The organism is Yersinia sp. Marseille-Q3913, assembly GCF_963892745.1.
Lineage (GTDB): Bacteria > Pseudomonadota > Gammaproteobacteria > Enterobacterales > Enterobacteriaceae > Yersinia > Yersinia bercovieri.
This window is the reverse complement of sequence record NZ_CAWQAF010000020.1, coordinates 1-17,800: the sequence shown is the minus strand read 5'-3', so window position 1 is coordinate 17,800 and position 17,800 is coordinate 1. Positions and strand designations below refer to the sequence as shown.

The following is a 17,800-nucleotide window of genomic DNA, read 5'->3' as shown; positions in this document are numbered from 1 at the left end:
AAATATTCCTTTACCGGAATGTGACAGTTAAATCCGATAAGTACCGGCATCTTGTCCACCGAAATCATTCACTAGCCGAAAATTAATAACTGGATTAGCAGGTGCTGATGAATTTGGAATAACCCATTCAACCTGAGACATTGGCGGGATCATCTCTGATTTCATTTTAAGGTTTTTACCGCCGCCAACCACTTCACCGCTGGCAATAGTGGCAAAGAAACCGGTTGGATTTTTTCCGGTGACAATCACATTGCTGCCTTGTTGGCGGACACTGAATGTCAGCGCACTGGGAACTTGATCAACCTTGCCAGCAATACCTTCAGGCCGATAAAATACTTTAATGCGGTTGCGTAGCAGGACTAACATTTTATTGTTTTTCTCTGCTTTATTGACGGGCGGCACCTGCAAAAAATTAAGATAAAATACAGATTCTTTATTTGTTGGTAGGCCACTGCCGGTATATTTCAGTCGTAATGTCTGGCCTGCATTGGCTTCAATACGAAAGAAGGGAGGGGTGACGAGAAACGGCGCTTTGCCCGTTTCAGGGGTTGATGTAGCATCACCACTGTCTAACCAAACCTGAACTGCATTAGGAAAGTTGTCATTATTGGTTAATTGTACGCTGTGCTCCTTTTCACCCGCCGAATATATAATACGGCTGCCGCCCATGACGACACTGGCGTTGGCAAAAGAGATACCCATAAACATTAATAAAGTGGCGAACAGATAACGATAGCTGTAGCTAGGTGTATTAAACATGATGGGTATATCCTCTGTAGGAATTTATCGGGTGGGTCACCCACCCGATAGTACAGATATTACAGGTAAGAAACCGCATATTGTACAGATGCAATCACAGAACCCGGTGTTGCTTGCGCAGTAGCAAAGTACTGAACCGCAAAATCATGTTCTGCTGATGTTTGGCCCGCTTTCAATACAATACCTTCTTGCGGCACACCACTATTCAAATCGATGCCCGTTGTTGTTGTCGCATCTTTCAATAGTTGAAGTTCAACATTCTCCGCTGTGCCAGAATTTATTAAGTTACCAGAAGCAGACACTTGATTACCAACGAAAACAGTTTTGATATCAACATCAGCTGCGTCAGCTGTACAACCTGACACACCCAGAGTAAAGGTTGTCTTACCGGCTTTTTTACCTGAAGCATCCAGGTCGGTGCTTGATACTGTCGGCAATAAGACCATTGGGTTAGCTTCAAGGCCATTTACGGTAACTGAACAAGTTTGTGCAGTGACTTCGCCTTGGAAGGTAATTGTATTATTGCTTGCTGCCATTGAAGCCGTTGTCGATGCTGCGAATAATGCCATAGCCAAAGTAATCTTATTCATTTGAAACTCCAATACGATAATTTAAGGTAAGTCAGATTCTCATGAGTATCTAATTGCGAATGAGAACTTAACTTAATAAAGATGAAGTGGTGAATGACTATATGGCGAATGTTATTCGATTATATTCGTCAGCTTCCCACAAGGTTTTTTCATTTAAAGTGACTCAGGGATTTTATATTTCCGCTGCATCCCTTACTTGATGACGACAATAATATAGAAGGTGGTGGTTATTGCACATGAGACAAGAGAACCAATTTGTGTGGGAAAATTCCTACCATTAAGAATTTGGGAATGGTTTTAATATAACTTATTGTATTGTGAGGGGTTTAATCAATATGAAAAAATGAATTAATAAGATCTTTCTTGTTGTTTTTGTTGGTAATGCTTGTTTTTGGCTGTTTTGGCCCATTAATGTAGGACATTTTTGATATTAATTCATCGGTCGTTTTATATAGTTAAGTAAAGATTTTGTATAGAAATAACAGGCGAAAATTATAAATGGGAATATTATTATGTTATTAATTATAGGGCATTATGCTAATGACTTTTCTGACGAGGTGTTATCTGCGCCACCAATTAAGGAGGCGCACATCTAACTTAGTTCCGATATAGCACTTTAATAATGTGATAACCGAACTGAGTTTTTACCGGGCCATAAGGTTGCAGTAGTTCGCAGCTGAAGACCGCTTTATCGAATGCCGGGACCATATCCCCTTTATTGAACTCGCCCAGATCGCCGCCATTACGTTTTGACGGGCAGTTGGAGAATTTTTTCGCCAACTCCTGGAAATCTGCACCGTTATTCAACTGTGCCAGAATATCGTTTGCCTGCTTTTCATCATCTACCAGAATGTGTAGCGCAGAAGCTTTGTTTGCCATGTCACAATCACCACAATGTTATTTGAACGAAGGTTATCTTCATTAGGGTCTAGAAGCGCGCCAGTGTAGCCTATTTTTCTGGTGATGGGCCACTGTAGCGCGTGTTTTACAATTCAAAAGCACAGGCGATTTTTTGTCGGCGGCTGCTTTCTGCTACAATCCTGTTCCCCTGATAACCCAAGAGCGACCCTGCGCCCATGCGATTAAATCCCAGCCAACAACAAGCCGTCGAATTTGTCACCGGACCCTGCCTGGTGTTGGCCGGTGCGGGATCGGGTAAAACCCGCGTGATCACCAACAAGATAGCCCATCTGATCCGCCAGTGCGGTTATCAGCCAAAGCATATTGCCGCGGTGACCTTTACCAATAAAGCTGCACGTGAGATGAAAGAGCGTGTCTCTCAGACACTGGGGCGCAAAGAGTCCCGTGGTTTGATGATTGCGACCTTTCATACATTGGGGTTGGAAATCATCAAAAAAGAGTATGCGGCGCTGGGGATGAAGTCTAACTTCTCGCTGTTTGATGCACAGGACCAACTGGGATTATTGAAAGATCTGACCCACAAGTGGCTGGAAGATGATAAAACCTTGCTGCAACAGCTGATCTCTGCGATCTCCAACTGGAAGAATGATCTGCTTGATCCCGCAGCCGCTGCCGCACAGGCGCGATCCGAGCGCGATAAGTTGTTTGTTCACTGTTATGGCTTATATGACGCCCATTTGAAAGCTTGTAATGTGCTGGACTTTGATGATCTTATCTCCCTGCCGACGTTACTGCTGCAAAATAATCTGGCAGTGCGAGAGCGTTGGCAAAATCGCCTGCGTTACCTATTAGTAGATGAATACCAAGATACCAACACCAGCCAATATCATATGGTGAAATTGCTGGTGGGTAGTCGGGCGCGCTTTACCGTGGTGGGTGATGATGACCAATCGATCTATTCATGGCGTGGGGCGCGACCACAGAATCTGGTGCTGTTGAATGAAGATTTCCCGCAGTTGCAGGTGATTAAGCTGGAGCAGAACTACCGCTCCTCGGGCCGGATCCTGAAAGCCGCGAATATTCTGATCGCCAATAACCCCCACGTTTTTGAAAAGAAGCTCTTTTCTGAGTTGGAGTATGGTGACGAGTTAAAAGTCATCACTGCTAATAATGAAGATCATGAGGCCGAGCGAGTGGTTGGTGAACTTATCGCCCATCACTTTGTTAAAAAGACGCAATACAGTGACTATGCCATTTTGTATCGTGGTAACCACCAGTCACGGCTGTTTGAAAAGCTGCTGATGCAAAACCGCATCCCATATCGCATCTCCGGTGGCGATTCGTTTTTCTCGCGACCTGAGATCAAAGATCTGCTGGCGTATTTGCGGGTATTGACCAATCAGGATGATGACAGCGCATTCATGCGCATCGTTAATACACCAAAACGTGAGATAGGATCGGCGACCATCCAAAAACTGGGTGAATGGGCAAAGGTACGCAATAAAAGCCTATTTCGCGCTAGCTTCGATTTGGGGTTGGGCGAGCATCTAAAAGGTCGGGGTCTGGAGTCATTGCAGCGGTTTACCCACTGGATGGAAGCTATTATCCGGCTAGTTGAACGCGAGCCGGTGGCGGCAGTGCGGGATCTGATCCACGGTATTGATTACGAGAGCTGGCTGTTCGAAACCTCACCTAGCCCGAAGGCCGCAGAAATGCGGATGAAGAACGTCAATCTACTCTTCAGCTGGATGACCGAAATGTTGGAGGGATCTGAGCTGAATGAGCCGATGTCGCTGACACAGGTGGTGACGCGCTTTACCCTGCGCGACATGATGGAACGGGGGGAGAGTGACGGCGAGCTGGATCAAGTGCAATTAATGACACTTCATGCTTCCAAAGGTCTGGAGTTCCCTTATGTGTTCTTAGTGGGCATGGAAGAGGGGTTGCTGCCGCACCAAAGTAGCATCGACGAAGATAATGTTGATGAGGAGCGGCGGTTAGCGTATGTGGGGATCACCCGCGCCCAGCGTGAGCTGTTCTTTACCCTATGCAAAGAGCGGCGGCAGTATGGTGAATTGATTCGCCCGGAACCGAGCCGCTTCCTGATGGAGTTACCGCAGGATGATTTGAAGTGGGACAATGAGCGCCAGGTAGTTAGCCCACAGGAGCGGATGCAAAAAGGCCAGAGTCATCTGGCCAATATTCGTGCTCAGCTAGCCAACGCCAAAAAACAGTAATGGGCGATGTGCTGCCCATTCATTGCCTGATTATGGGGTGACCTGTTTGCCATCAACAGTGACGTTTTTCACCTCGCTGAAATGCCATGGTGTCTCACCGCGTAGCTCGGTGAAGGTAACCTTGTTAAATTCACTGTCACGTAAGTCGCTAATGGCGGTTGGAGCAACCTGTTTTAACTGCACATTATTAACGTGCACTAAACGGTGCCAGGCTTGATTTGCTGTATCCCCTTTGATCTCAATTGACGCACTCTTGCTGGTGGTATTATCCACCGTCACATTTTTTAATGTGAAATCATAGAATTGAGCCGGGACCTTGGCCGGTGGATAGTCGATGTTGGCATTACTGTCGGCATAATCCAATGTCATCACCATCACTTGTTTCGCCAAATCACGCATCGCATTATTGCGGAACGTGACATTACGTGCACCGCCACCAATGGTGCTGGTGCTCTTGGCGCGCAGGCCGATATCAGTCAGGTACATCACATTATTCTCAGCCAGAATATCTTCAATCCAGGCACCGGTATGGCTGCCGGTAACAATGGCACCGTGTCCCATCCGGAAGTAGTTGTTGAATAGCCATGCGCCTTTCATTGGCTCTTGTTGTTGCGCTTTTTCCCCAGTGCCGGCAGCAAAGTTGATGCAATCATCACCGGTATCAAAAAAGTTATTAAACACCATCACATTCTGGCTATTACCAAACTCAATTCCATCCCCATTATTAGCATCATAGGTTTGATGGATTAAGCCATTCGCCACCACATTGTGGTTTTCCAGATTCATAATGCCGTGGAAAGCGGGATTACGGACAGTGAAGCCCGCCAGGTAGACATTTTCTACCCCGCGCAGTGTCATCAAGCTGGAGCGGCGTTGACCGTAGGCATTTTTTAAATCCATACCGTCGGAAACGGCCTTCTCAACCTGATTCTTCGCCAGAATGCCATCTTCATGCACTTTACTGTTTTTGCTTGCCACATATTGCGGTAGCGGGCGGCCTAACTCATCAGTAATTTCAGCGGTTTTGGCTCTTTGCCAGCCATTGCCGTCAATGATCCCCGCACCCGTAATGCGGATATTGCGGAAAGTGCCGGGCTTGCTGTTATTGGGGTCGATGGCATTGATCAGTGATGCTGGGCGCTCAATCGTGGAGTAAGGATAGAGGCGGTAGCCAGCGGGATAATCATCAGGGTTTTCCGAACCGAGCAGTGTTGCCCCAGCTTGCAGATTGAGGGTCATATCACTTTTCAGCCACAGTGCGCCGCTTTTGTAAGTGCCGGAGGGGATCTCGACCCGACAACCCGGCTTGCAGCTATCAATGGCTTGCTGGATAGCCTTGGTATTCAATGTCTTGCCATCGTCGATAGCACCAAAATCGCGCACATTCACAATCTGTGGCTTAACACTGGTTTTTGCATTAATCGGGTTGCTGGCGGCAGATAACGATCCATCGGCGTATTGGGCTTTGACCGTAAACTGATAGCGAGTATTGGGTTTTAAGCCATTGACGGTGAAGTTCTGTAGCACAATTTTATGCTGGAAATCCTCTTTATCGTTAGCATAGAAGTGGTCGATATAGGGCTTAGCGGGGGAGAATTTATCATTGTTATCACTGGCTTTGCCCAGCAATTTTCCCGCAGAGTAAATTTGATAATCAACAATTTTCCCGGTATCTTCCGGCGCTTTCCATACCAGCACAATGCTGCTCTCGTCATAAGCGAGAGTGGGCACCTGTAGCTGCTGAGGAGCATCGTGGTGACTTGATTTAGCGGCCATTGCCAGAGGGGCGCCGACCATCAGACTGGACATCATCACCAGCATACCGGCGGTATATGAGCGTTGAAACTGTAATCGCATTGTGATCCCTTATTATAAAGAAACGCTGTTTTATAAAAATACACACAATGTTTCTTTTTTAAACTGAAGGTGATCACAATCTGATGGTTTTGTGGGGAGGTCACTCAGAAGCTACCGTGTTAAATCAAGCTATTTCTTTCTCAGTATCAGTAGAAACGCCCCCGTAGCTTGCCTTCGGCTGCGCACTCGCAGTACCGCGCGCCTGACCATAAACACGGTCAGCCGTTCCCGGTCGCAAGCGCCCGGCGCTAGTGGACAATGGTATTGTGACGGGTGCTGCTGATATTCCAGCGCTCGAACAGGAATTTGGTGAGATGATGAAACTGGAAAAATGGCTTACCGGGCCTGGAAAACGGCTGTTTGAAGCTGCACTCAACGCTCCACTGGCTGATATCCAGCTACGTTAAGCAGTGTAATTGTAAAAACATCCTCAATGCCAGCAACCTCCGCTGCTGGCATTGAGGGGCCAGTGATGACCTACGCCTCCGGTGGAAACGCAACAACAACTTTCCCTTTCGCATGCCCGGTTTTCAGATATGAAAGCGCACTGAGCGTTTCCTCAAAGGAAAATACCCGATCAATAACGGGAACCAGTTTTCCGGCATCTACCAGCGCAGCAATGTCTGCCAGGCGATCGCCATCCGGATGGACAAAGTGAAATCCGTACCGGACCTGACGACGTGCGGCCAGGGCATTAATTTTACGACTCATCAGCCAGAACAGGGCTTTCATGACCGGATTCATTTTTCTCCGGCGTGCGAAGGGCAGATCAACAGGCCCTGTCAACGAGACGACCTTTCCGCCTGGCCGGAGAATCTGAATTGCTTTCTCTGTGCTGTCACCGCGTAAGGTTCCAAGTACCACATCGTAACCGGAGAGTTCTTTTTCAAATGCCTGCGTTTGATAATCAATAACATGTTGGGCACCAAGTCTCTGGACAAGCGGCACATTCCCACCGCTCGTGGTCGTCGCCACGCTGGCACCCAGATGCCGGCCAAGTTGAATAGCAAAAGTGCCTATCCCGCCTGATCCTGCCGGTATAAACACCTTCTGCCCGGCCTGCAGGTTTACGTACTCAAAAGCCTGCCATGAGGTGAGCGCTACCATCGGTAACGAAGCGGCCTCAGTAAAGTCCAGGCTTTGCGGCTTAAGCGCCGCAGCGCTTTCCGGCACCGCCACATATTCCGACAGCGCACCGTTATCCATATCAAAGACGCTGGCGTAGACGGCATCACCGGAGCGGAACCGGGTCACACTCTTTCCTGTCCCGATTACGGTGCCCGCCAGATCGCTGCCCATCACGGCCGGAAGCGTGAAGTGCAAAATGGGTTTGAAGGTGCCTGCGGGGATCATGTTATCAATCGGGTTCAGGCCCACCGCGTGAACCTTTACCAGTATTTCATTATCTTTAATCACCGGCCGCGGGAGCGTTTCAAAATCCAGCCGTGCATTCTTTCCGTAACTTTTCAGTACCAGTGCTTTCATGTCTTTATCCGTGTAGTAAACGAGCAAACTGTCTGCGGGCGCAGTTAACAGGCCCGATCCTTAGTAGATCTCTGTGTGGGAGGAGGCTGTTCAGGTTTACCTCTCAAAGCCCGAGGCTTTTTCTTATTCCAGCATCCAGCAGAGATGCCGGCATGAAGCGGCGCATGAACGCCAGTTTTGCCGCTGTTTTCCCGGCGGTATAGCGAAGCCGTGGGCGGTCATCCTGTGCGGCGCTCACCACCACCTGGGCAATGACCTCAGGTGAATCTGCGGTCTTCATCGCGTCACTGACAATCTTTTTGATCGCCTGCCGGCGGCACGTTGTTTGTTTCGAACTGTGTGCGGGTGTAGGCAGGTTCAATGACGGACGCCCTGATACCGTCCGAACGCACTTCGTGATCCAGCGCTTCCGTATAACCTTCAACCGCGTGAACGGCTTCCGCTACCTGCTTCCAGCCCGCCAGTGCCTGCTCGCCATGGAAGAAAGGGATGCCCGGCATATTACGGGAGGCAGGGCGGTCGACCACGGTCCCTTCGGTCAGGATCAGTCCGGCCTCACCCTCCGCGCGTCGGCGGTAATAATCGGCATTGGGTTGACCCGGAATGCCTTCCGGGGCCATGCCGCGGGTCATGGGAGCCATGACGATGCGGTTAGGCAGCGTCAGGCCTTTCAGGGTGAACGGAGAAAACAGTACGTTATCTGACATCGATACATTTCTTATAAAATGGGTGTAAAAAATAACCGTATCGGGCAGGTGTTATTCACCCTTCCCCAGATAGCGTGGGGCCGGATGTTCCTGTCTGAACTCAGGAAGCATAGCCTGACGGGCCTGTTGATAATTGTCCCAGTGATGCTCATCGTGCAGGGGCGGGATGGTGACAGCTTCGCGGCGGTCATAACCAACTAGGGCCGCATCCACCATTTCACCGGCGTCCATCACGCCGCTCAGCGTATTCACGTCAACGCCCGAGCGTTCCCAAATTTCTGTGCGCGTGGCGGCTGGCAGCACGGCCTGCACATAGACTCCCTTCGGAGTCAGTTCCAGACTGATCCCCTGCGACAGGTACAGGATAAATGCCTTACTGGCCCCATAAACTGCCATACCCAGTTCCGGGGCCAGACCGACCACGGACGCAAGGTTAACGATGCTGCCTTTACCCTCAGCCGCGAATCTCACTGCGGCTGCGTGCGCAAGGGTCAGCGCTGCCGTCAGGTTAACCGCCGTCAGGCGGTTGATGTCGGCGCTGGTCTGGGTAAGGAAGGTTCCAGCGAGGCTTATTCCGGCATTGTTCACCAGTACACCAATGCGTGTATCCTCACGCAGGCGACTGGCCACCGTATCCACCGACAGCGGATCTGTCAGGTCTGCCGCTAAAACTTCTGCCCGTACTCCGTACTGCGCCTGCAGTTTCTGAGCCAGCGCATCCAGCCGCGTAACGTCACGGGCGACCAGCACCAGATCGTGCCCGCGCTGTGCAAAACGATCGGCATAGATTGCACCAATCCCGGTTGAGGCGCCGGTGATCAGTACTGACGTGTGTTCAGCCATGTTTTTCCTCGGTGGTAAGTATGAAATTTACGTTCAGGGTTTTTTAAATGATGCATGGCATGTATAATAAATGTCAACTGTCATTTAATTCGATATGAGGTGGGTCACTATGCGCTATACAACTTTCGGCAGAAACACCGGGCTTCGGGTGTCCGAGCTGGCTCTTGGTACGGGCAATTTTGGTACTGGCTGGGGCTACGGGTCCGAAAAAGAGGAAGCCCGCGCGGTCTTTGATGGTTTCGCTAATGCGGGCGGAAACTTCATTGATACGGCAGACACCTACCAGACAGGACAGTCTGAGGAACTGGTTGGCGACTTTAATCGCCTCAGATCGCGATCACTTTGTGGTGGCCACAAAGTACACTCTGAGCGCCCGGCCGGATGCAGGCGTGGCACTCACCGGTAACAGCCGGCGCAATATGGTGGCATCGGTTGAAAACAGCCTGAAAAGACTCAAAACCGATCGAATTGATCTGCTTTGGGCCCACTTCGACGACAGGCTAACACCCCTTGAAGAAGTGGTCAGGGCATTTGACGACCTGATACGGTCCGGTAAAGTGCTGTACGCAGGACTGTCTAACTTTCCGGCGTGGAAGGTGTCCAGGGCGGATACCCTGGCCGAGCTGCGCGGCTGGTCGCGTATTGCCGGTATCCAGGTGGAGTACAGCCTTGCGGACCGCAGCGCAGAGCGGGAACTGCTGCCGATGGCCGAAGCTTTGGGCATAGCGACCACGCTCTGGTCACCGCTCGGGGGCGGGCTGCTGACAGGAAAATACCGTACCAGCCAGGAAGGCAGGCTGCAGGGGTTTGGCGGCAGGCTGGTGCACACGGAAAAGGATCCTGCGCTGCTTGATGAAGTCCTTACCATCGCCCGCGAACTTAACGTACTCCCCCTGCAGGTGGCAATTGCGTGGTTCCGTTATCAGGCAGAGCGGTCATCCACGGCGATGATACCGATTATTGGCTCGCGCACCCCGGAGCAGCTTGCAGATACACTTGCGTCCCTGAACGTCAGCCTGTCTGACGAACAGGCGACGCGTCTGGATAACGTCAGCGCGATAGAGGCCGGTACGCCGCACCGCCAGATAGCGGGCTCACTTTCCAGAGCGCAGGGAGCTGGCGCGGAATATGTCAGCGTCTGGCCACCCCGGAGTTAAGACGGACAGGAAGAAATTTACGGGCGCTAAAACGCCCGGATTGTTTAACTGGAAACGGAGGAAAAATGGGACGGGTATCTAAAGAACAGATGGAGCGCAACCGTAACAATATTATCAAAGTATCGGCGGAGCTGTTCCGGGAGCGCGGCCTGGACGGCGTAAGCGTCAACGATGTTATGGCGGCCGTTGGCCTGACGCACGGTGGATTTTACGGTCACTTCAGCTCCAAAGACGAGCTTGAAGCGCTGGCCTGCAAGTGCGCCTTTGACGATACCAGTGAATCTTTCTCCCGCAGCGGCATAAATTCCTTTAACGGCTTCCTGGATTACTATCTTTCTCCAGGCCACAGGGACAGCGCCGGCAACGGGTGTACGGTGACAGCGCTTGCATCAGACGTGCTGCGCAAACCGCTGGAAAAGCCGGTCCGCGAAGCCTATACAGACGGCCTGAAGAAAATGGCAGAGCATCTTGCCGCCATTCAGGGAAATGAGCCGGACGGCGGACCATCCGATTTTCATCTGGCACAGCTGGCCATGTTAACCGGGGCATTAATACTTGCCCGGGCGACCACCGGAGACGAACTGTCTGAACGATTTCTGAGTGCGGCCCGTAATCATCTGCATGAACCTTCATAAAGGTTAAATGGCGCCAGTGGACACCGGTATTATCTGGAGAATTTTTTTTGCAGGAGCGATCAGGAACATAGAGTAGTTAACATATTATGGCGTGTTTCTGGTCCTCTTATGGCACTTCCGACAGAGTCGTGCTCCTGATAACCGTTCAAGATTAATGCTGGCGTGAAAGGTGAAGCGGAGGGCCATAAGCTGCAAAGCAAGGTTATACCTTCGGGAGGGGGACCGGCTCACTCCGCTTCATATAGTGGTAGCTAACCACCATGTGGTTATTACATACAAGAGAGGGGGAGGAGAGAATAAGAGGGGCGACCAGAGCCACCCAACAGCAAAAAAATTTAGTTAAATTCTTCGAGGAAGAGGGGCCACTGGACATAGCTTTGCCAATGGCTCTCTTGTTCCAGCGCTTCCGCTCGATAGGGGTGCTGTTGCAGCCAGCCCTGAGGTAGCAGCACATAGAGTGCTTCACCCTTGGCCTGCAATCTGATTGCAGGCAGTGTATCGTCTCGCCGACGGCTGGCAAAAATAATCGCCAGACGCAGCAAACGGCACAGGTGCTGCGCCATATCTACCGGCAAGGCATTTTGCTGATTCAACAGGGTTAAATCGAGGGTATCACACTGATTTTGTAGCAACGCAGAGAGCAGTAACTTTTGCGCAGGGGTAAAACCGGGGAGATCCAGATTGCGAATCAGGTAAGCCGCATGTTGGGGAGCGCGCTTAAAATCGACGCTAAGGCCAATTTCATGAATCAAACAGGTATTTTGCAATAACTCCCGACATCGGCTGTCGAGATGCCACTCTTTTTCTACCTGTAGCAAAAAGCTATCGGCCAGTTTGCTCACCCGCCTGGCTTGCTCGGTGTCGAGTATATAGCGGCGCTGCAAATTTCGGATGGTGCGGCTGCGAATATCCTGTTCGACCGGTAGATGAAGCATACCGTAGACCAGCCCTTCGCGCAGTGCGCCGCCCGCCAGCGTCATACTTTCAATCGCCAACTCTTGGAATATCGCAATCAAGATAGACAAACCACTGGGGAAAACCAGCGCCCGTTCCAGTGTTAAGCCGGGGATCTCCAACTCCTCCAATTTTCCGCACTGAATGGCTCTTTGCTTGAGTTGCTGCAATTTGGTTAGGGTGATCAGCTCATCCATGCCTTGGGCGACCATGATCTCTTGCAGGGCCTGTACCGTGCCCGAAGCACCGACACAGATTTGCCAGCCATGCTCACGAAAACGCGCCGCAACCGGTTTGATCATCTCATGTGCGGCCAGTTCAGCGCGTTCAAAATTCTCTTTTGCCAGATTGCGGTCACCGAAATAACGTTCTAGCCAGGTGACGCAACCCATTGATAAGCTGACTAAAGTATTCGCCTGGGCGCCATTGCCAGTCACCAGCTCTGTGCTGCCACCGCCAATATCGACCACCAGACGCTGCTCCGGCCCACCGGTGGTATGCGCTACCCCGTGATAAATCAGCCGAGCTTCTTCCTCGCCACTGATGACCTGAATAGGGCAGCCGAGGATCTCGGTTGCCGTTTGCAGGAATTCTTCAGCGTTAGAGGCCAGACGCAGGGTAGCCGTGGCGACCACGCGGATCTGATCCCGAGGAATGTCCTGTAAACGCTCGGAGAAAAGCTTCAAGCATTGCCAGCCGCGTTCCATCGCGTCTTGTGATAAGTGATTCTGGCTATCCAGACCCGCCGCCAGACGGACTTTCCGTTTGATTCGGGCCAGTGTCTGGATACTCCCTGCCACCTCACGTACCACCAACATATGAAAACTGTTGGAGCCAAGATCGATGGCAGCATAAAGTGAGGTGGAACTTAGCATCGTTTTATCAGCTCGGTCGCTTACGGTTATTATTCCGTGGTGCACCACTACGACGTGGGGCAGAGTTACGGCGTGGGCCATTCCCAGTACGGGTACGGGCCAGACGTTTTGGCGCCGGCAAATCTGTTAATAGCGCATCGCTATTATATTTGCTGACCGGAATGCTATGGCCGGTGTAAGTCTCGATAGCCGGTAAGTTTAATGCGTACTCTTCACATGCCAGGCTGATGGAGTGACCACTTTCGCCAGCACGGCCGGTACGACCAATGCGGTGAACATAGTCTTCGCAATCGTCGGGCAGGTCATAGTTGAAGACATGGGTCACCAGAGGAATGTGCAGACCACGTGCGGCAACGTCAGTGGCAACCAGAATATCCAAATCACCTTTGGTGAAATCTTCCAAAATTCGCAAGCGTTTTTTCTGAGCGACATCACCGGTCAGCAAACCGACACGATGGCCGTCAGCAGCCAGATGGCCCCAGATCTCTTCGCAACGATGTTTGGTGTTGGCAAAAATAATGCAGCGGTCTGGCCACTCTTCTTCAATCAAGGTCTGAAGCAGACGCATTTTTTCTTCATTTGAAGGGTAGAACAGCTCTTCCTGAATGCGGTGGCCCGTTTTTTGTAACGGTTCCACTTCAACATATTCTGCATTATTCATCTGTTCGAAGGCCAATTCACGTACACGGTACGAGAGGGTGGCAGAGAACAGCATGTTTAAACGCTTATCAACGGAAGGCATACGGCGGAACAGCCAGCGGATATCTTTGATAAAGCCCAAATCGTACATACGATCTGCTTCATCCAAGACCACAACCTGAATCGCACCGAGGTTAATGTAATTTTGTTTAGCGTAATCGATTAAACGGCCAGTCGTCCCGATCAGAATATCAACGCCACTTTCCAGCACTTTAAGCTGTTTGTCGTAGCCATCACCACCATAAGCCAGACCTAATTTCAGCCCGGTCATCTGGGAAAGTGACTCTGCATCGGAGTGAATTTGCACGGCTAATTCACGTGTTGGTGCCATAATCAAAGCGCGTGGTTGATTAGTCTGGCGACCCTCTTGTGCGGGGTTAGAAAGCAAATAATGGAAAGTAGACGCTAAGAAAGCCAGCGTCTTGCCGGTTCCTGTTTGCGCCTGACCCGCTACATCACGCCCAGAGAGAGTGAGTGGCAATGCTAGCGCCTGGATCGGCGTGCAATACTCAAACCCTTTGTTTTCAAGGGCTTGAATAACTAGCGGGTGCAGGGCGAAGTCGGAAAACTTCTGTTCGGTCAAGTGTGTTTTGCTCATAGTGTGGTAGAATATCAGCTAACTATTGCTTTACGAAAGCGTATCCGGTGAAATAAAGTCATCCTATTGTTGGTTAATGCTACACCAACGAGGTAGACACAATCCTTTGGAGTAGAACATGAGCGATAAAATTATTCACCTGAGTGACGAAAGCTTCGACACTGACGTGCTAAAAGCCAGCGGCCTGGTTCTGGTAGATTTCTGGGCTGAATGGTGTGGTCCGTGCAAGATGATTGCTCCGATTTTGGATGAAATTGCTGAAGAGTACGAAGGCAGACTGACCATCACTAAACTGAACATTGATGACAATCAGGGCACGGCACCTAAGTATGGTATCCGTGGTATCCCGACATTGTTATTGTTCCGTGACGGTGAAGTGGTTGCCACCAAGGTGGGTGCATTGTCTAAAGGCCAGTTAAAAGCATTCTTGGATGCAAATCTGTAATTAGCCGTCTATACAACCCAAGTGATTGGCGTTGCAGTAAGACAGTAAACGAACAAAGCCCGATGAGCTGACTCTGGTCAGTGATTCGGGTGAGTGAGCGCCGCTAACGTAGCTGTGGCGTCAAGGACGCAGGGGAGTTTAGTGGTGGCTGTGATTTCTCACACTGACCGCTAGACGCCTGCAAAGAAGCGTGTTAAGTTTACTCCACTGCGCATAAAACATTCCTGTGTACAGAGTCCAGGTTTGTAGCATCTAGCTTATTCTTTAGTATCTAATAAATAGTCTGTAGCATCTAAAAAGTTTAAATCTAAAGTTTTACTCTATGTCGAAATAATGTGGGTTGAGAATAATTATGAACTCAATCAGTTTTTTGACAGTCTAACGGCTTTACAAAATCAGTCGAAGGCACCTTCAATCTTTTTACCGTTGTGTCGCGCAAATCTCGCGTAAGTGATGACTTACGTAGTTTGCCTAAGGCCGGTGATTGAATGTCCCATTAAACAGGCACGGATGACGCTGCCATACCATTCACGACCATAGTTCGAGACATACCCCGAGTTTAAGAACCCACCATTATGAATCTTACCGAATTAAAGAACACGCCGGTTTCTGATCTAATAACACTTGGCGAAAATATGGGGCTGGAAAACCTAGCCCGGATGCGTAAACAAGATATTATTTTCTCTATTCTTAAGCAGCACGCGAAAAGTGGAGAAGATATCTTCGGTGACGGTGTGTTGGAGATATTGCAGGATGGATTTGGTTTCCTCCGCTCTGCAGACAGCTCCTACCTCGCCGGTCCTGACGACATCTATGTATCCCCAAGCCAAATTCGCCGTTTCAACCTCCGTACTGGTGATACCGTTGCCGGTAAGATTCGTCCGCCTAAAGAGGGTGAGCGTTATTTTGCATTGTTGAAAGTTAACGAAGTTAACTATGACAAACCGGAAAACGCCCGTAACAAAATCCTGTTCGAAAACTTAACCCCATTACATGCCAACTCTCGTCTGCGCATGGAACGTGGTAATGGTTCGACGGAAGATTTAACTGCCCGTGTACTGGATTTGGCATCGCCAATCGGTCGCGGTCAACGTGGTCTGATTGTGGCACCGCCTAAAGCGGGTAAAACTATGCTGTTGCAGAATATTGCGACCAGTATCGCTTACAACCACCCTGATTGCGTATTGATGGTATTGCTGATTGACGAGCGCCCGGAAGAAGTGACCGAGATGCAACGTCTGGTTAAAGGTGAAGTCATTGCTTCTACCTTTGATGAACCGGCATCCCGTCACGTTCAAGTCGCTGAAATGGTAATTGAAAAAGCAAAACGTCTGGTTGAGCACAAAAAAGACGTTATTATTCTGCTGGACTCCATTACCCGTTTAGCTCGCGCCTATAACACCGTCGTACCTGCTTCAGGCAAAGTACTGACCGGTGGTGTGGATGCAAATGCCTTACATCGTCCAAAACGCTTCTTTGGTGCCGCACGTAATGTTGAAGAGGGCGGAAGCCTGACCATCATTGCTACCGCGTTGGTTGATACCGGTTCTAAAATGGATGAAGTTATCTATGAGGAGTTTAAAGGTACTGGCAACATGGAATTGCACCTGTCCCGCAAAATTGCGGAAAAACGTGTCTTCCCGGCTATTGATTTCAACCGCTCTGGTACACGTAAAGAAGAGCTGCTGACAACCACTGAAGAGCTGCAAAAAATGTGGATCTTGCGCCGAATCCTTCATCCAATGGGTGAAATCGATGCGATGGAGTTCCTCATCAGCAAGCTGGCAACAGCAAAAACTAACGATCAGTTTTTTGATAATATGAGACGCTCGTAAGTTTATCGGAATTAGTCAAAACGCCACGCTCAGTCGTGGCGTTTTTTGCTTTTGGAATATAGGATACTCGGGTTTGCTATTCATTGAGTCGATCGCAAGATCGAACTAACGGTTATTTTGGTATTTATTCTCACTACCAGCGAGAAAATACCAAAAATAGAGTTGGGAATAACAAGCAAGACTGTCATCATATTCAGAAATAACTGAAAGCGTGGCGAAGGCATGGTTTGCGCCACCCCACATGCTAAGCTGTTGTATCTATTTGCAGAGAGCGGTTAAACGTGAACTTACTCACTATGAGTACTGAAATATTTGTTATATTCCTGTTTTCTCTGGCATTTTTATTTGTTGCTCGCAAAGTTGCCAAGAGAATTGGATTAGTCGATAAACCTAATTATCGTAAACGCCACCAAGGGTTGATCCCATTAGTGGGTGGAATATCTGTGTTTGCGGGTATTTGCTTTACTTTTCTGATCACCAATCAGCAGATCCCCCATTTCCGTTTATATCTTGGCTGCGCCGGTTTATTGGTATTCGTCGGCGCGCTAGATGATCGGTTTGATATCAGCGTAAAAATCCGAGCCTTTGTTCAGGCACTGGTCGGCATCGCCATGATGGCGATCGGCGGGCTTTATTTACGCAGCCTGGGACACACTTTTGGCCCATGGGAAATGGTATTAGGGCCTTTCGGCTATGTCGTGACGCTGTTCGCGGTATGGGCGGCAATCAATGCTTTCAATATGGTGGATGGCATCGATGGTTTGCTCGGCGGCCTCTCCTGTGTCTCTTTCGGCGCGATGGGTATTTTGCTCTATCAAAGCGGACAGATGGCATTGGCACTATGGTGTTTTGCCATGATTGCCGCAATTTTGCCGTATATCCTGCTTAACCTCGGGTTGTTAGGGCGTCGCTATAAAGTCTTTATGGGCGATGCTGGTAGCACCTTGATTGGTTTCACGGCGATTTGGATGCTGCTGCAAACGACACAAGGGAACTCACACCCGATTAATCCGGTTACCGCATTATGGATTATTGCCATCCCATTGATGGATATGATAGCCATTATGTATCGGCGCTTACGTAAAGGGATGAGTCCGTTCTCCCCAGATCGTCAGCATATCCATCACTTAATTATGCGTGCAGGTTTTACCTCGCGGCAGGCTTTTGTCTTAATCACTCTGGCTGCGGCGCTATTAGCGGCGGTAGGTGTTATCGGCGAACGGCTAACATTCATCCCTGAATGGGTCATGTTGGCACTATTCT

At 49.8% G+C, this 17,800-nt stretch carries 14 protein-coding genes and 3 pseudogenes; 7 read left to right on the top strand and 10 right to left on the bottom strand.

From position 1 onward, the window contains the following. Positions 1 to 27: 27 nt before the first annotated feature. From AACW11_RS09875 to ppiC, 3 genes are all read right to left on the bottom strand, one after another. A complete protein-coding gene (locus AACW11_RS09875) occupies positions 28 to 759 on the bottom strand; it encodes a fimbrial biogenesis chaperone (protein WP_212586651.1) in 732 nt (243 codons plus the stop codon). 59 nt (positions 760 to 818) lie between these two features. Further along, positions 819 to 1,349: a fimbrial protein gene (locus tag AACW11_RS09870; protein ID WP_212586650.1), complete on the bottom strand. Its 531-nt coding sequence runs from the start codon at positions 1,347 to 1,349 to the stop codon at positions 819 to 821. 597 nt (positions 1,350 to 1,946) lie between these two features. Then, positions 1,947 to 2,228 carry a peptidylprolyl isomerase PpiC gene (ppiC, locus tag AACW11_RS09865; protein WP_005275718.1) on the bottom strand — a complete coding sequence of 94 codons (282 nt, stop codon included), beginning with the start codon at positions 2,226 to 2,228 and terminating at the stop codon, positions 1,947 to 1,949. 197 nt (positions 2,229 to 2,425) lie between these two features. Here ppiC and rep point away from each other — a divergent pair, with 197 nt between their 5' ends. Continuing rightward, entirely contained in the window at positions 2,426 to 4,447 is a 2,022-nt protein-coding gene (rep, locus tag AACW11_RS09860) for a DNA helicase Rep (protein ID WP_212586649.1), read from the top strand. A 30-nt stretch (positions 4,448 to 4,477) separates the two neighbouring features. Here rep and AACW11_RS09855 read toward each other — a convergent pair whose 3' ends face one another. After that, positions 4,478 to 6,304 (bottom strand): glycosyl hydrolase family 28 protein, encoded by a 1,827-nt coding sequence (locus tag AACW11_RS09855; protein ID WP_212586648.1) that lies wholly within the window; start codon positions 6,302 to 6,304, stop codon positions 4,478 to 4,480. A 251-nt stretch (positions 6,305 to 6,555) separates the two neighbouring features. On the opposite strand from AACW11_RS09855, the gene AACW11_RS09850 reads away from it, so the two are divergent. Further along, entirely contained in the window at positions 6,556 to 6,711 is a 156-nt protein-coding gene (locus AACW11_RS09850; protein ID WP_212586647.1) for a hypothetical protein, read from the top strand. 70 nt (positions 6,712 to 6,781) lie between these two features. Here the strand turns inward: AACW11_RS09850 and AACW11_RS09845 are convergent, their stop codons facing one another. From AACW11_RS09845 to AACW11_RS09830, 4 genes and pseudogenes are all read right to left on the bottom strand, one after another. After that, on the bottom strand, positions 6,782 to 7,789 hold the full coding sequence (locus AACW11_RS09845; protein ID WP_212586646.1) for an NADP-dependent oxidoreductase: 1,008 nt from the start codon (positions 7,787 to 7,789) through the stop codon (positions 6,782 to 6,784). Positions 7,790 to 7,892: 103 nt separating this feature from the next. Continuing rightward, a pseudogene (locus tag AACW11_RS09840) lies at positions 7,893 to 8,232 on the bottom strand (oxidoreductase); the annotation flags it as partial. Then, a pseudogene (locus tag AACW11_RS09835) lies at positions 8,206 to 8,496 on the bottom strand (oxidoreductase); the annotation flags it as partial. The pseudogenes AACW11_RS09835 and AACW11_RS09840, both read right to left, overlap by 27 nt. Before the next feature lie 51 nt (positions 8,497 to 8,547). After that, positions 8,548 to 9,339: an SDR family NAD(P)-dependent oxidoreductase gene (locus AACW11_RS09830; RefSeq protein ID WP_212586644.1), complete on the bottom strand. Its 792-nt coding sequence runs from the start codon at positions 9,337 to 9,339 to the stop codon at positions 8,548 to 8,550. A gap of 109 nt (positions 9,340 to 9,448) precedes the next feature. Here AACW11_RS09830 and AACW11_RS09825 point away from each other — a divergent pair. Together AACW11_RS09825 and AACW11_RS09820 are read left to right on the top strand one after the other, a co-directional pair. Continuing rightward, positions 9,449 to 10,496: pseudogene (locus AACW11_RS09825) on the top strand (aldo/keto reductase). A gap of 65 nt (positions 10,497 to 10,561) precedes the next feature. Then, positions 10,562 to 11,131, top strand: a complete 570-nt coding sequence (locus tag AACW11_RS09820) for a TetR/AcrR family transcriptional regulator (protein WP_212586643.1) — start codon at positions 10,562 to 10,564, stop codon at positions 11,129 to 11,131. A 335-nt stretch (positions 11,132 to 11,466) separates the two neighbouring features. Here AACW11_RS09820 and ppx read toward each other — a convergent pair whose 3' ends face one another. Both ppx and rhlB read right to left on the bottom strand, forming a co-directional pair. Continuing rightward, complete coding sequence (ppx, locus tag AACW11_RS09815) at positions 11,467 to 12,960, bottom strand: exopolyphosphatase (protein ID WP_212586642.1); 1,494 nt, start codon at positions 12,958 to 12,960, stop codon at positions 11,467 to 11,469. A 7-nt stretch (positions 12,961 to 12,967) separates the two neighbouring features. Then, positions 12,968 to 14,257 (bottom strand): ATP-dependent RNA helicase RhlB, encoded by a 1,290-nt coding sequence (gene rhlB, locus AACW11_RS09810; protein ID WP_212586641.1) that lies wholly within the window; start codon positions 14,255 to 14,257, stop codon positions 12,968 to 12,970. A 118-nt stretch (positions 14,258 to 14,375) separates the two neighbouring features. Between rhlB and trxA the strand changes: the two genes are divergently transcribed. The 3 genes from trxA to wecA all read left to right on the top strand — a co-directional run. Continuing rightward, positions 14,376 to 14,702, top strand: a complete 327-nt coding sequence (gene trxA, locus AACW11_RS09805; RefSeq protein ID WP_004877077.1) for a thioredoxin TrxA — start codon at positions 14,376 to 14,378, stop codon at positions 14,700 to 14,702. Positions 14,703 to 15,277: 575 nt separating this feature from the next. Then, positions 15,278 to 16,537 carry a transcription termination factor Rho gene (rho, locus tag AACW11_RS09800; RefSeq protein WP_004704159.1) on the top strand — a complete coding sequence of 420 codons (1,260 nt, stop codon included), beginning with the start codon at positions 15,278 to 15,280 and terminating at the stop codon, positions 16,535 to 16,537. A 281-nt stretch (positions 16,538 to 16,818) separates the two neighbouring features. Beyond that, positions 16,819 to 17,800: UDP-N-acetylglucosamine--undecaprenyl-phosphate N-acetylglucosaminephosphotransferase (wecA, locus tag AACW11_RS09795; protein WP_212586640.1), on the top strand; the 982-nt coding region annotated here is incomplete at its 3' end.